The organism is Pseudoalteromonas galatheae, from assembly GCF_005886105.2.
Taxonomy (GTDB): domain Bacteria; phylum Pseudomonadota; class Gammaproteobacteria; order Enterobacterales; family Alteromonadaceae; genus Pseudoalteromonas; species Pseudoalteromonas galatheae.
The window spans coordinates 4,048,565-4,061,465 of the sequence record NZ_PNCO02000001.1 but is presented as its reverse complement, the minus strand read 5'-3'; the positions used below and the strand labels follow the sequence as shown (position 1 = coordinate 4,061,465).

Sequence of the window (12,901 nt, the reverse complement as noted above, 5' to 3'; positions counted from 1 at the left end):
CAGTTCAGGTTAGCAAAATGGCGCTTTAACACGTCACATAATGCCTGTACTTTGGCCGTTCGGTGAACCAGTACATGGGTAACTAGCCAAACTTGGCTTAACCATTTTAACTCATCACGCAACACTGGCTGTAAATCTGGGTAACGTTTTGCTACATCGTGCTGTAGCCCACCAATACCTAAACCATTAACTATGGCACGCGACGCGTCTGACGTTTCAGACACCCTAAGCGTCACTTGCGTCTCAGGAATATGCTCATCTACCCAAGCGAAATATGGCACTCTTGCATTAAACCCGGCCACACCAGAGACAAAGTAATGTGCTTGTAACGCTTCAAGTGTTCTGGGACTCCCCATACGCTTGATATAACTAGAAGACGCGTACAAACCAGCTTCCAAGGTATTTAGATGCTGCACTATGTAGTCAGGCTCATCGGGCTTTGGCCCTGCCCTCACCGCAACATGCGCCTGCCCATGATCTAAGCGTAAACGCTTTTGGTCGAGAATGACTTCAAGTTGCACTTGTGGGTGTAATTGTTGAAAAGTCAAACAAGGCTCCGACAGCATATCCATAAAACCACTGACCGTCGTAACTAATAGCTTACCTCTGAGCTGGCTGTCCGAAGCAACAATAGAAGTACTCAACTCCATCAAACGCTCGTCTATTTGACTCGCAGTCGTAAGCAGCTTTTCTCCTGCCTGTGTTACTTGGTAACCTCGGGCATGGCGGTGAAATAACCGCGTCCCCAAGGCTTCCTCTAGGCTATTTATTCGCCTCAGTACCGTACTGTGGTGGATCTCTAAGTGCTCAGCCGCCGCTGATAAGGTGCCAAGCTTAGCAACCATATAGGCGACCTTAAGATCCTGCCAATCTGTGAATTTATCCATAATTACCTCTGTGCATATATGCACAAAAGCTTTGCGTTTATTTCGGTTTTGTGCAAGTAAAATTTTGCTACTATCATTTTAACGAAACAAAATAAGGTATCAGCAAGATGACTACAGCAAAAATTATCGCACTAGCAGGCAGTTTAAGAAAAGACAGCTACAACCAATTACTCATCCAAGCCGCGGCAAACTTTGCACTAGAAAGTGGTGCAGAAGTAGAAGTGATCAAGTTACAAGATATAGATATTCCAATGTTTGATGAAGATCTTGAAGCACAAGGCACACCAAAAGGTGCCCAGCTTTTAAAAGACAAGCTACGCGATGCCGATGGTATTCTATTAGCAAGCCCAGAATACAATGGTTCTTTCACTGCTGTGCTCAAGAACGCAATAGACTGGGCATCTAGAACAGAACAAGGTGCGGTGCCCGCATTTAGAAACAAAGTAGTCGCACTCTATGCAGCCTCACCAGGCGGTTTAGGTGGGTTACGCGGCCTAAACCATGTCCGTGATGTGTTGTCTGGCATTGGCAGTTTAGTACTCGCAGACCAATTGGCTGTTCCTAGCGCATTTAATGCGTTTGATGATCAAGGTAAAATTAAAGACCCAGAACTTGCTGAAAAAGTATCAAGCCTCGCTCTGCAACTGGTGTCAGTTGCGAGTAAGTTAAAATAACTTTCAATCTCTCGTTCATATCTTGCTATGGACGCTTAGCTCATGCACACTAAGCGTCCAAAGCGAATTAGAGGCGCAATACCAGCCTTTTAATAATGGATATGAATAACGGGAGTCAGCTTTGCAAAGTACTCAGAGTCACCTATTTACCCCCTACCTCTCACACCATTTTCATTGTATTCAGTTTGATCCTGACAGCTTTGACGCGCTTTCCTTTGAACAGCAAAATATACTGCTGCCCGCTTCACTTGATAAAGCGGTAGCGAAAAGGCGAGCCGAGTTTTTAGCGGGACGAATATGCGCCAAAACCTGCCTAGCACAATTTGGACAAGGTGACTTTACGCTGCTTAACGGCTCCGATCGTGCCCCTATCTGGCCTGCTAATATTGTTGCCAGTATCACGCATACTCGAGGGATTGCGGCTGCGATTGCTACAGATGATATCGCCGTGAAAGGCTTAGGCATTGATATCGAAAGAGATATGAAACCGAAGCAGGAAATCGAACTACAACGACAAATTTTACATCCTGAAGAAGTTGAAGTTTTTGCGCTTTTTGGCGAGCAAGTGCACTGTCCATTGACGGTTATTTTCTCAGCCAAGGAAAGCATATTTAAGGCACTTTATAGTACGGTACAAAAGTTCTTTGGCTTTGATGCAGTCAAACTGAGTCAGTTTGATGACAAGAAACTTATTTTCACTTTGATGAAAACGCTACACGATGATTTAAGCGAAGGACAACAAGTGGAAGTATATTACCAATGCAAAAACGCCTTAGTGCTGACCGAATGTGAATATATCGCACAGTAAAATCATACCTATTTGACTTAATACTTACACGATTTGAAGAAGTAAATCTGACGCTAATTGGGTTAAAAATTTCTCATTTATAACTAAAAACGCCCACTTGGGGCGTTTAATCTGAAGTTTGAATAGGGATTCACTTACCCATTTTCACAAGCCAGCTTACTGAAACACAACGTTTTCACTACCAGCAGCCGCTTTAAAGCGCGCTATCAGCTTTTCGCAGTCCTGTAAGATCTCCGCTTCTAGGCGCTCTTCAGCACGCCAACGCTGGCTATCCATTTTGAAAATCTCTTTTTTAGAATACTTCTTACGCGCATCATGAGTTGGCATTTCTTTGACTTCATCATACATCTGATAAACACCAGGGTAACTCTGCTGTAAGTCAACTTCCTCATCAAAACTATATTGCGAAATAAGCACCCAAACTCGTAAGCATCCTTCAGAATATTCACATTGTTTTTCTTTCATCGCGCGCGCGAGTAAGTTAACGCTATCCGCAATTTTTTCGTTGCGCTTCTGGCGTGACTTTTGGAGCTCAGCAGCTTTTTGCTCGCGATGTTTGGCAATCTGCTCTTTTTGCACCTTCAGCTGCCATAGTAATTTACCCGCGTAAAACGCCAGTCCAGCAATAATCAGGGCACCAATAATGATTGCGATGATCCATGCAGTATTCATTACTTATCATCTTCCTCAAAGTCGTCGTCTAACCATTCATTTGCTAGATCATTACTCATAAACTGATCCATTGGATCATTTTCTAACATCTCGCCTTCTTCAAACTCATCATCAATACCTAAGATCTCACACAGCTCCTGATGACGCGCAATGCCGCGATTAAAATACTTGGCGTCTTTTCCTGTTAGCAGTTCACCGCGCTCATGGCGTTCAAGTAGCGCCATCAAACGTTCATCATTTTCTAACTGCTCTAGCTCTTGTTCTGGAGTAAGCGTTTCTATCGCCGTAGTTAACTGAACTTGTGGTTGCAGATGACGCTTCATCTCAGGCTGGGTATTCGACTTAGCCGGTTGTGGCTCTGCAACCAAAGAAATTGGCTTTTTGCTACCAACACGCGGATCTTTATTGGTCGACGTGTTTGGTTGCTCTTTCGCTAGGATCTCAGGTGCATTTCTAGAACCTGGCTTTTTACCTTTGGTTTTTTTGCTACGCTGCTCTTTTAGTGCACGTAACGCTTGTAGCTTTTCTTTACTCAGCCTTGGTGTTCCATTGGCTGCAACTTTACGTGTCTTTTTCTTTCTAGTCATAATTGGTTATCCAAAATTCTCGCGTTAACTACGCTTGGTGAGAATGATGACATCATTCCCAATAAATTCTAAATCACAATCCTGCTGCGCGGCAAAATACGCAAAACTTTCCCGGCTAAAAAATGAAATGTGCGTTAGGTCATTTTTATAGTGCCAATTCGCAAAGCGTGCTTTATCGATGACAAGTTTGGTCATCAAGGCCAGCGGTTTACCCACTTTTAAGAGTGCTAACAATTGCGCTAATACTTTTGCAGGCTCTGCTAAATGTTCTACCACTTCTGTGCTCACGATAAAGTCATACTGACGACTCAGTACACTGGCATCATTAGCATAGTACAGGTCAAACAAAGCTACCTGATGTCCTGCTTCTTCAAGCATTTTTGCAAGCAGCGGCCCAGGCCCACAGCCAAAGTCTAAGCCTTGGCTTGGTGTCACCAAACGTGCCAACAGTGGATCCGCCACTCGTGCTAGAAAGCGACGATAGCCTTCATCGGCCAGGTCGTTTTCATGGCTATCATAAATAGCCTTTTCTTGAGCTGGTGTTAATCTCGACTTGGGATCAACCATCACCAACTGGCAGGTTTGACATTGCCAGTACAGTCGATATTTGTCTTGATGGTAGGTTTCAAGCTGATTACCTTGGCACAGGCCACAACTGAATAGAGTTGAATCTTGCAACGGTCAACAGTGATTGTTTAATAAGGCGGCTATTGTATCAGGTATAATAGAGGCAACCAAATAAAAAGGCGGCAGAGATCACTCTCTACCGCCTACTAATCTGAGCGTCACAACTGGACACTTCTCCCTTCGACTTTTAAGTCTTATTATTATTCTTTTTATTTTATTGTCGTCCGTATTGTTTTTATTTTAGACTTCCGTGACACTTTCCATATTGTTTTTATTATGAGACTTCCGTGATTTTCTTATTCTCGGTCTTCCTGACTCTTTCTTGATAATCCTTTGTATCCAACTAGATACATAACTTTGCCACCTACGCTTCCGTATCGAATTGTCCCTTTTTTTGTATTGCTTGGCGACAACGAATAATCTACGCTCCTGAGCTTGAGTTACAACTGTTTAATAACAAATTTCTTACCTTAATTTTTTTAATTAAACAGAAAAAAGATGAATTACATAAACTTACACTGAACAAAAACTTAAAAATAAGCTAAAACTCACATATAGCCCAAGCAGATATCTTACAAGAAAAGTGAGATATATCTCACAAAGGTAACAACAAAAAAAGGCAGCCTATGCTGCCCTTTTTTCAATAGTAAGAGTTTACCCTGAGAGAGGTAAACTCACTATACGACTTTAGTGTAGACCACCTAAGTACTTAGATAATACTTCGATGTCTTTGTCTGTCAGCTTCTTCGCGATATCACGCATCATACCGTTCATATCATTGTTGCGAGTACCATCACGGAACTTTTCAAGCTGTGCCTTGATGTATTCTGGATGCTGGAATGACACTTTAGGGAATTTAGCTAAAGAAGTACCGTTACCACGAGGACCGTGACATGCAGCACAAGATGGAATGCCACGTTCTGCATCACCAGCTTTATAAAGCTGCTGACCCGCAGCAACAACATCTTCAGGCGTTGAACCCGCAGACATAGATAAAGAAGAGAAATACGCAGCTAAGTCTTTCATATCTTGATCTGATAGCGGCATAGCCATACCACTCATCACAGGATCCATGCGCCCTTCTTTACCACCAGACGTCATACCTAGCTTAAACTCTTGTAGCTGCTTGTAGATATAATCTGCATGCTGACCTGCGATTTTAGGATACATAGTCACAGGGGCATTGCCATCTGGACCGTGACATGCTGCACACGTTGCAGACTTTGCTTTACCTGCTTCTGCGTCACCATCGAATGCCGATGCGTTGCTTGCTGACAACGTACCAAGCAACATTGTTAAAGTTAATGCTATTTTTTTCATGGTAAATTCTCTGTTTCCGACCCTGTAATTTGTACCCTCGCGAACAAAGTCGCTCTCTTTATTGCTCGGGCAAATAATACCAATCAGTACTAATTAGGTTGTTATGTTAATCAGATGAATCATACATGCAAACTTAGCAAATATAACGCCAAACAGCACCGATCCATCTAAATACGCCTTGCTCAGTAGTGACTACTGATAGGTATACACTTTAGATTGACATTGCAATTCCTACATTCTACACGATATTACTTTCTCTGGCACGTTTTCTGCCCATATTAAGCTTATAATTTATAGGGACTTGACCTAGATTAATTAATATTAGGGCGAGGCTTCGGCCAATTTGCGATAAAAGCAGCGTTTAGAACAAACCCCACAGTACTTTTGGTTTCCGCCATACTGTTATAAAATACGCAATTCCATCCGCGAAAGTTTAATCAGTTAGGAGTCAGCGTGCTAAAATCTCGCGTAAAATACAATCAGGCACAATTTATCACAAGTGCCCCAGATATCAGTAAACTGCCACCAGACACTGGAATTGAAGTTGCTTTTGCGGGTCGTTCTAATGCTGGTAAGTCGAGCGCACTCAATACGCTTACAGACCAAAAACTGGCACGCACCAGTAAAACACCTGGTCGAACTCAACTTATAAATACTTTTTCTCTAGGCGAAGATCAGCGTTTGATTGATTTACCGGGCTATGGCTTTGCGAAAGTCCCATTAGAGATGAAGAAGAAATGGCAAAAAGCGCTAGGTGAATATTTACAACGCCGCAAATGCCTAAAAGGAATTGTGGTATTGATGGATATTCGTCACCCTCTCAAAGATCTCGATATGGATCTCATCAATTGGGCAACCAGCAGTAATATACCGGTATTGGCCTTGTTGACTAAAGCCGATAAGCTAAAGCAAGGTAAACGTAAAGCAGAAGTACTACAAGTACGTCGTGCTCTATCTGAAATCGACGGTGACATCACCGTTCATGCGTTTTCTTCTTTAAAGGGCATTGGATTAAACGAACTGGCGTGGAAATTGGATGATTGGTACTTAGGTCCGTTTGTGAAAGAAGCTCAAGAGGAAGCGAGCGAATAATCAAAACGTAAACACAGGGCGCGCTTAGCTAAGATAAAAGCGCGTCTTGGCCGACATCAGATAAAAGCCTTTTTCATCTTCCTCGAGCAATTCAGCCCACTGATAATAGACATTTCGTGAAACTCTAGCAGTTAAACCATAATTGAGTGTGAGAAATGGAATATCTCCCCCATTAACTTGCTCAAGCGCCAATGGAAACACATCACAGATGGGCCACTCACGACCTAAATTGTCTATCGCAATAATACAAGGTGATAACCCCAAAGCCGATGCTTCATCGCAGTAACGCCATTGCTCGATAATAAAAGGATGAGCAAGTACTTCAACCTCACAACTTTCTGCTGGGGTTTTTAACCAGTACTGTTGACCATCAAAGGTTAAGACACTTGCAAACAAGGCTACTAGCGATTGCCGTTTAATTTCACGCCCTTGATGAAACCAACGACCATCCGCTGCAATTTTGATATCAGAAAAACCGCACGACGGCGCCGACCAATTTTCGGTCGGCGCATGAGTCGTAACATACTGTTTGATTAACGCATCAATTTTGTTCATCAAAAACCAAGTTGAAGCTAACAGGCACGCTAGTCGCGATAGTCTTCAGACCCGCAATTTCTCGTAGCGCTTCAATCCCCTTATCTAACCCAAACTGCTTAGAATCGAGAATAAACGCATGTACTGGCGTAACCACCAAGCCATTAGCACTTTTCGTTATCAATAAGTCTAAGCTGATCTTTTGGATCTGACCATGCAGTGTCAATGTTGCTGTTACATCATTGATTTTTTGTGTACCAACTTTAAGTTTAGCAAGTACCTCTGAAACATCAGCATTAACTTTAGCCTTTGGGTGTTGCGCTACGTTGAACAGCATCTTTTGCATGCGTTCATTACGGATCGGGATCATCGTTTCAACGCTTGCCAAGTCAATATTAACCTCAAGTTCGCCTTTAGCAGATAGTGTGCTATCTATCGTTTTAAAATGATGTACTTCTGCAACACTAGTCTGTTTCACAGACACAAAGCTAACATCGCTTTGTTGTTGATTGAATTGCCAAGCAGCAAACGCCTGAGAAGAAATAAGTGCACTACCTAAAAGAAGGTACTTTAGCATGACGACTTCCTTATGAAATGAGAGTGAATTGCATTTGAGCGCTCAGTGTAAAACGCAGTGCAAATTAAATAAACCTTTAATCATAAACTCGTCGTTATGTTGGAATACTTTTATGCTCATGATATTCATTTTACAGCGGGAAAATAGCTTTAGTAGCCAAGCAAAAATTTTGTGATTTAGTTATCCTAGACGAAAAATTTTTAGCGAAGCTAATAACAGTTTCACCTGTAGATTGATTGGGTAGTTACATCAATTGGTATCATCTTTGGGGAGAAAAGAAAAAGACGGCCCGTAAAAATTACGAGCCGCTATAGCAATCTGGGGAGAAGCTATCAATACACTGTATCCTCTTTCGAGAGATACATCATCAACAGGATGTCCTACAGGATGAGGACGGCGCGAACTCTAACAAATAGACGTCCAGAAATAAACACCAAAAAGCAAAACTTAAGCCAATTTGATAAACTTTCAACGTTAATTTGTTTTTTGTTACTAGAGATTAACAGGAGCTACAAAATTAAGACGCTATGCTGCTAGTGTATACTTGCAAACAAAAATGAATAAAGTTGCACTAGTCTAATTGATTAGTGCAACTCGGGTAGATTTTTATTTCAACTAGTGCGCTTGTTCCCAGTTGTCACCACTGTCGGCTTCAACTAATAACGGTACATCAAGTGTTGCCGCTGCGCTCATTAACTCACAGATCTTTTCACTGTATTCAGCAACTTTGTCGCTGTGTACTTCAAACACTAATTCATCGTGCACTTGCATAAGCAACTGGATATCATTGCTATCACAGCCTTGTAGCCATTCATCCACTTTAATCATCGCTTTTTTGATGATATCCGCCGCAGTGCCCTGCATCGGTGCGTTGATGGCAGCACGCTCAGCTGCTTTTCTGCGAGCGCCATTACGCGCATTGATATCCGGTAGATACAAGCGGCGACCGAATAAGGTTTCAACATACCCTTTATCTGCAGCTTCTTCACGCGTGCGCTCCATATACTCTAATACACCTGGGAAGCGTTCAAAGTACATATCCATATAATGTTGCGCTTCATTTCTTGGAATATCTAACTGACGTGACAGACCAAACGCACTCATGCCATAGATCAAACCAAAGTTAACTGCTTTGGCTTTGCGGCGCATATCAGAAGTTACTTCCTCAAGCGGCACGGAAAACACTTCTGATGCCGTTGCACTGTGTACATCTTTACCTTCAGCAAAGGCACTCAACAACCCTTTATCTTGTGACAAATGTGCCATGATCCTAAGCTCGATTTGGCTGTAATCCGCCGCGACAATTTGTTTATTATTGTCAGCAACAAATGCCTGACGAATACGACGTCCGGCTTCATTACGGATCGGAATGTTCTGCAAGTTTGGATCGCTTGAGCTTAGGCGGCCCGTTGCCGTAACAGCTTGATGATAAGAAGTGTGTACACGACCAGTATCCGCATTAACCAATTTTGGTAATTTGTCTGTATAGGTTGATTTCAGCTTAGCCAAGCCACGGTGTTCAATAATAAGTTTTGGCAGTGGATAATCATGCGCCAACTCTTGTAGCACTTCTTCAGCCGTTGACGGCGCACCTTTTGGCGTTTTCTTAATCACTGGCAACTCAAGTTTGTCGAACAATATCGCTTGTAATTGCTTTGTTGAACTCAGGTTGAACTCCTCACCTGCAATTTCAAAAGCTTGTTGTTCAAGCTCACCTAAGCGTTTTTCAATCTCGATACTTTGTTTCGCTAGCATATCGCCATCGATGTGCACACCTGTGCGTTCAATGCGAGAAAGTACGCTCAGCAGCGGTAATTCAATCTCCGTAAACACCTGCTTAAGGCTATTCTCCTTTTCAATTAACGGCCAGAGGTGTTGATGCAGTCTCAGCGTGATATCAGCATCCTCCGCAGCGTAAGGAGCCGCCTTTTCTAGCTCAATTTGGTTAAAGGTCAGTTGGTTTTTACCTTTGCCTGCGATATCTTCAAAGCTAATGGTTTTATGGCCTAAATATTTGAGCGCCAAGGAGTCCATATCGTGGCGAGTACCTACGCTGTTAAATACGTAAGACTCTAACATAGTATCAAAAGCGATCCCCTGCAGCTCTAAGCCTGCACGAGCAAGCACACTTTGATCATATTTTAAATTTTGACCCACTTTTTTGATCTGAGGATCTGCAAGTAGCGGTGCCATGACTTCAAACACCATATCTTGAGAAAGCTGCTCAGGTGCCCCCACATAGTCGTGATTGATTGGTAAGTAAGCCGCTTCGCCCGGTGCAACGGCAAAGCTCATTCCAACTAAATCTGCCTGCATATAGTTAACACTGGTGGTTTCAGTATCAAAAGCGATGAGCTGGGCCGCTTTTAACTTATTTACCCAGTCATCAAGCTGCGCTTTTGTTAAAATGGTCTCGTATTGGGTGTCGACCTGTGCCGCTGCTGGAGCCGACCCTTCAGCCTCCACATCAACGATGTCAGCTTGTGACTGACCATCCAGCAGTTCAGCTAACCAACGCTTAAATTCACACTGACCATATAGCTCGATTAAGCGATCTTTATCCATCTCAGCTATCTTAAATTGCTCTAAGTCTTGCTCTACTTCACAATCCAGCTTAATGGTGGCTAACTCGTACGACAGCCTTAGCTGCTCTTGATGTTCCTCTAATTTTTTCGCCATGGTTTTCGAGCCACGAAAACCTAAGTCAGCAATTTTGTCTAAGTTTTCGTAAAGCGAATCAATTGAGCCTAACCCCTGAAGCATCGCCAATGCCGTTTTTTCACCAACGCCAGGTACACCCGGAATGTTATCGACCTTATCTCCCATTAACGCGAGATAGTCGATGATCAAGTCAGGACCAATACCAAACTTATCCACTACCCCTTCAGGGTCTAAGATCGTATTCGTCATTGTATTGATCAACGTGACATGTTCATTGACCAATTGCGCCATATCCTTATCCCCAGTGCTGATAAGCACATGGCGACTCTGCTCCGACGCTATTTTAGAGAATGTACCGATCACGTCATCGGCCTCGACACCACTTATACTTACCAGTGGCAAACCCATTGCTTTAATTATTTCGTGGATGGGCTCAATTTGCGTTCTCAGATCATCCGGCATAGGTGGGCGGTGTGCTTTATACTCGCTATACATTTCGTTGCGAAAAGTCGGCCCTTTGGCATCGAAGACTACTACCATATGACTGGGTTGATATTGCTTGAGCAAACTCTTAAGCATATTTATCACACCGTAGATCGCACCAGTTGCCTCACCTCTTGAATTTGTTAAATGCGGTGGCGCATGATAAGCACGAAATAGATAGGAAGAACCATCAACCAAGATCAACGGATTTTGAGGGATCTGAGACATAAATATTGGATCCTAAATTAGTCTTTTGTGGAGTAGAATGTAAGGATGCCACAAGGCACATGATAAAACGAGTTTCGCGTTATCTCATCATTTAGATAAATCGTGCTGCACCTGTGGATAACTTTGTAGACAAACACAAAAAATCGCTCCGAAACTTTGATTGAAAAGTCAGAGTAAGAATTAAAACCTTGATTTACTTGCGTTTTTTGTGCCTTTTTTTTTGTTATTATCTTTATCACTTTGTGGATAAAGAATTTTTTTAGTCACGCTTAACAAACTGGGTGAGTAAAAAATAGCCTGATTTTCTCAAGCGGAGGAGTATACTAACACAATTGATCAAAGATCATAGAAGATCCTTTATAATTTTTTAATTCGTGCATAATTCTTTTTATGCATATAGCGCGTATGATGTGACATTGAAAGGAGAAGTGAATGAAAAAAGTAGCGGTAATTTTAAGTGGCTGTGGTGTCTTCGACGGTGCCGAGATCCACGAGTCAGTGTTGACTCTACTCAATCTTGAAAAAGCTGGAGCTAGCTATCAATGCTTTGCGCCGAATATTGATCAATTCCATGTGATCAATCACATCAGCGGTGAAGAACAAGATGAACGCCGTAATGTTCTCGTTGAAGCAGCCCGTATTGCTCGCGGAGAAATTGCAGATCTGGAAACATTAAATGCCGATGAATTCGACGCTTTGGTCCTACCGGGCGGGTTTGGCGTAGCAAAAAACCTTTCCGATTTTGCCTTTAAAGGCGCAGACTCTACGATTCTTGAATGCGTAAAACGCGTATGTCGTGAGTTTAATCACCAGCAAAAACCTATTGCCTATTTATGTATTGCGCCGGCACTTATCGCCCATATCCATACACCAGGTACACTCGCAACCATAGGTAATGATGTTGATACTGCAGCGGCAATTAATACGCTTGGTGCAAAACACGTGGATTGTGAAGTAACCGAGATCGTCGTTGATGACAATGAAAAAGTGATTAGTACACCTGCATATATGCTGGCATCATCAATCCTTGAAGCTGCGACCGGCATCGAAAAAGCAGTAGTTAAGTTAATCGAAATGGCATAAAAGCGATCGATACAAGTTTTTCCTCGTATTATTAAGGAAAATGCGTCAAGGTCGACTGACTCACATCTCGGCCTTGCGCTAATGCAAATTTAGGCAAAAAAGCTTGCCCTAACGCAATAAATTAATGGTTTTAACCATTTATACTCAAGTTTACGTTTTATAAATGAACAGGTGGCGTTATAATCCCGATAATTCCGTCATCCATTATCGTGATTGAACACGTTCAAACGAAGTGAGCAAGGTAAATGAAAAAACTTTCAGCAGCACTTTTATTGCTATCAACAGCCGCAGTTGCGCAACCATACGACAATTCTCTAACTGAAGAAGCGATTAAAAAACGTCTTCAGCCTATCGGCTCAGTATATTTAGCTGGCGCTGAAAGTGCAGCAGAAGCCGAACCATCAGGTCCTCGCTCAGGTGAGCAGGTTTATCAAGCAGCATGTTTTGCTTGTCACGGCACAGGCGCACTGGGCGCACCAAAAACAGCTGACGATTGGGCTCCTCGTCTAGCAAAAGGCTCTGACGTGCTATTAGACCATGCTATTAACGGCTTCAATGCGATGCCTCCTCGTGGTACGTGCATGGACTGTTCTGATGATGAGATTGCAGCAGCAATTGACTTCATGACGAAGCAATAAATATTTTGGTTACAGACTGAAACCGAAATG

The 12,901-nt window shown here is 42.7% G+C and carries 13 protein-coding genes; 5 read left to right on the top strand and 8 right to left on the bottom strand.

From position 1 onward, the window contains the following. A partial coding sequence (locus tag CWC29_RS18110; protein WP_193554557.1) for a LysR family transcriptional regulator occupies positions 1–890 on the bottom strand: 890 nt, incomplete at its 3' end. Positions 891–994: 104 nt separating this feature from the next. Between CWC29_RS18110 and CWC29_RS18105 the strand changes: the two genes are divergently transcribed. Together CWC29_RS18105 and CWC29_RS18100 are read left to right on the top strand one after the other, a co-directional pair. Then, positions 995–1,561, top strand: a complete 567-nt coding sequence (locus CWC29_RS18105) for an NADPH-dependent FMN reductase (protein ID WP_128725849.1) — start codon at positions 995–997, stop codon at positions 1,559–1,561. Between the two features lie 121 nt (positions 1,562–1,682). Further along, the gene (locus CWC29_RS18100; RefSeq protein WP_128725850.1) at positions 1,683–2,369 is read left to right on the top strand and encodes a 4'-phosphopantetheinyl transferase family protein; all 687 of its coding nucleotides are present in this window, start codon (positions 1,683–1,685) and stop codon (positions 2,367–2,369) included. A gap of 156 nt (positions 2,370–2,525) precedes the next feature. Here the strand turns inward: CWC29_RS18100 and CWC29_RS18095 are convergent, their stop codons facing one another. The 4 genes from CWC29_RS18095 to CWC29_RS18080 all read right to left on the bottom strand — a co-directional run bounded on the left by CWC29_RS18095 (position 2,526) and on the right by CWC29_RS18080 (position 5,575). Beyond that, entirely contained in the window at positions 2,526–3,041 is a 516-nt protein-coding gene (locus tag CWC29_RS18095; RefSeq protein ID WP_138523002.1) for a DUF2489 domain-containing protein, read from the bottom strand. Beyond that, a complete protein-coding gene (gene yihI / locus CWC29_RS18090) occupies positions 3,041–3,628 on the bottom strand; it encodes a Der GTPase-activating protein YihI (RefSeq protein ID WP_128725852.1) in 588 nt (195 codons plus the stop codon). The genes CWC29_RS18095 and yihI overlap by 1 nt, the downstream gene beginning before the upstream one ends. A gap of 24 nt (positions 3,629–3,652) precedes the next feature. Continuing rightward, on the bottom strand, positions 3,653–4,306 hold the full coding sequence (locus CWC29_RS18085) for a class I SAM-dependent methyltransferase (RefSeq protein ID WP_128725853.1): 654 nt from the start codon (positions 4,304–4,306) through the stop codon (positions 3,653–3,655). A 636-nt stretch (positions 4,307–4,942) separates the two neighbouring features. Continuing rightward, complete coding sequence (locus CWC29_RS18080) at positions 4,943–5,575, bottom strand: c-type cytochrome (protein ID WP_128725854.1); 633 nt, start codon at positions 5,573–5,575, stop codon at positions 4,943–4,945. Positions 5,576–6,028: 453 nt separating this feature from the next. Here CWC29_RS18080 and yihA point away from each other — a divergent pair, with 453 nt between their 5' ends. Then, the gene (gene yihA / locus CWC29_RS18075; RefSeq protein ID WP_128725855.1) at positions 6,029–6,667 is read left to right on the top strand and encodes a ribosome biogenesis GTP-binding protein YihA/YsxC; all 639 of its coding nucleotides are present in this window, start codon (positions 6,029–6,031) and stop codon (positions 6,665–6,667) included. Positions 6,668–6,691: 24 nt separating this feature from the next. Here the strand turns inward: yihA and CWC29_RS18070 are convergent, their stop codons facing one another. The 3 genes from CWC29_RS18070 to polA form a co-directional block, all read right to left on the bottom strand. Next, the gene (locus CWC29_RS18070; protein WP_128725856.1) at positions 6,692–7,222 is read right to left on the bottom strand and encodes a DUF1285 domain-containing protein; all 531 of its coding nucleotides are present in this window, start codon (positions 7,220–7,222) and stop codon (positions 6,692–6,694) included. After that, positions 7,209–7,778 carry a YceI family protein gene (locus CWC29_RS18065; protein ID WP_128725857.1) on the bottom strand — a complete coding sequence of 190 codons (570 nt, stop codon included), beginning with the start codon at positions 7,776–7,778 and terminating at the stop codon, positions 7,209–7,211. Before CWC29_RS18065 ends, CWC29_RS18070 begins: the two co-directional genes overlap by 14 nt. 615 nt (positions 7,779–8,393) lie before the next feature. After that, positions 8,394–11,150, bottom strand: a complete 2,757-nt coding sequence (gene polA / locus CWC29_RS18060) for a DNA polymerase I (protein ID WP_138523000.1) — start codon at positions 11,148–11,150, stop codon at positions 8,394–8,396. 432 nt (positions 11,151–11,582) lie between these two features. Between polA and elbB the strand changes: the two genes are divergently transcribed. Continuing rightward, a complete protein-coding gene (gene elbB / locus CWC29_RS18055; protein ID WP_128725859.1) occupies positions 11,583–12,233 on the top strand; it encodes an isoprenoid biosynthesis glyoxalase ElbB in 651 nt (216 codons plus the stop codon). A 245-nt stretch (positions 12,234–12,478) separates the two neighbouring features. Next, positions 12,479–12,871 (top strand): c-type cytochrome, encoded by a 393-nt coding sequence (locus CWC29_RS18050; RefSeq protein ID WP_128725860.1) that lies wholly within the window; start codon positions 12,479–12,481, stop codon positions 12,869–12,871. Positions 12,872–12,901: the final 30 nt, after the last annotated feature.

Coding starts and splice junctions, on each gene's coding strand:
- CWC29_RS18105 (WP_128725849.1), top strand. CDS start 995: ATGACTACAGCAAAAATTATCGCACTAGCAGGCAGTTTAAGAAAAGAC.
- CWC29_RS18095 (WP_138523002.1), bottom strand. CDS start 3,041: ATGAATACTGCATGGATCATCGCAATCATTATTGGTGCCCTGATTATT.
- yihI (WP_128725852.1), bottom strand. CDS start 3,628: ATGACTAGAAAGAAAAAGACACGTAAAGTTGCAGCCAATGGAACACCA.
- CWC29_RS18080 (WP_128725854.1), bottom strand. CDS start 5,575: ATGAAAAAAATAGCATTAACTTTAACAATGTTGCTTGGTACGTTGTCA.
- CWC29_RS18070 (WP_128725856.1), bottom strand. CDS start 7,222: ATGAACAAAATTGATGCGTTAATCAAACAGTATGTTACGACTCATGCG.
- CWC29_RS18065 (WP_128725857.1), bottom strand. CDS start 7,778: ATGCTAAAGTACCTTCTTTTAGGTAGTGCACTTATTTCTTCTCAGGCG.
- polA (WP_138523000.1), bottom strand. CDS start 11,150: ATGTCTCAGATCCCTCAAAATCCGTTGATCTTGGTTGATGGTTCTTCC.
- elbB (WP_128725859.1), top strand. CDS start 11,583: ATGAAAAAAGTAGCGGTAATTTTAAGTGGCTGTGGTGTCTTCGACGGT.
- CWC29_RS18050 (WP_128725860.1), top strand. CDS start 12,479: ATGAAAAAACTTTCAGCAGCACTTTTATTGCTATCAACAGCCGCAGTT.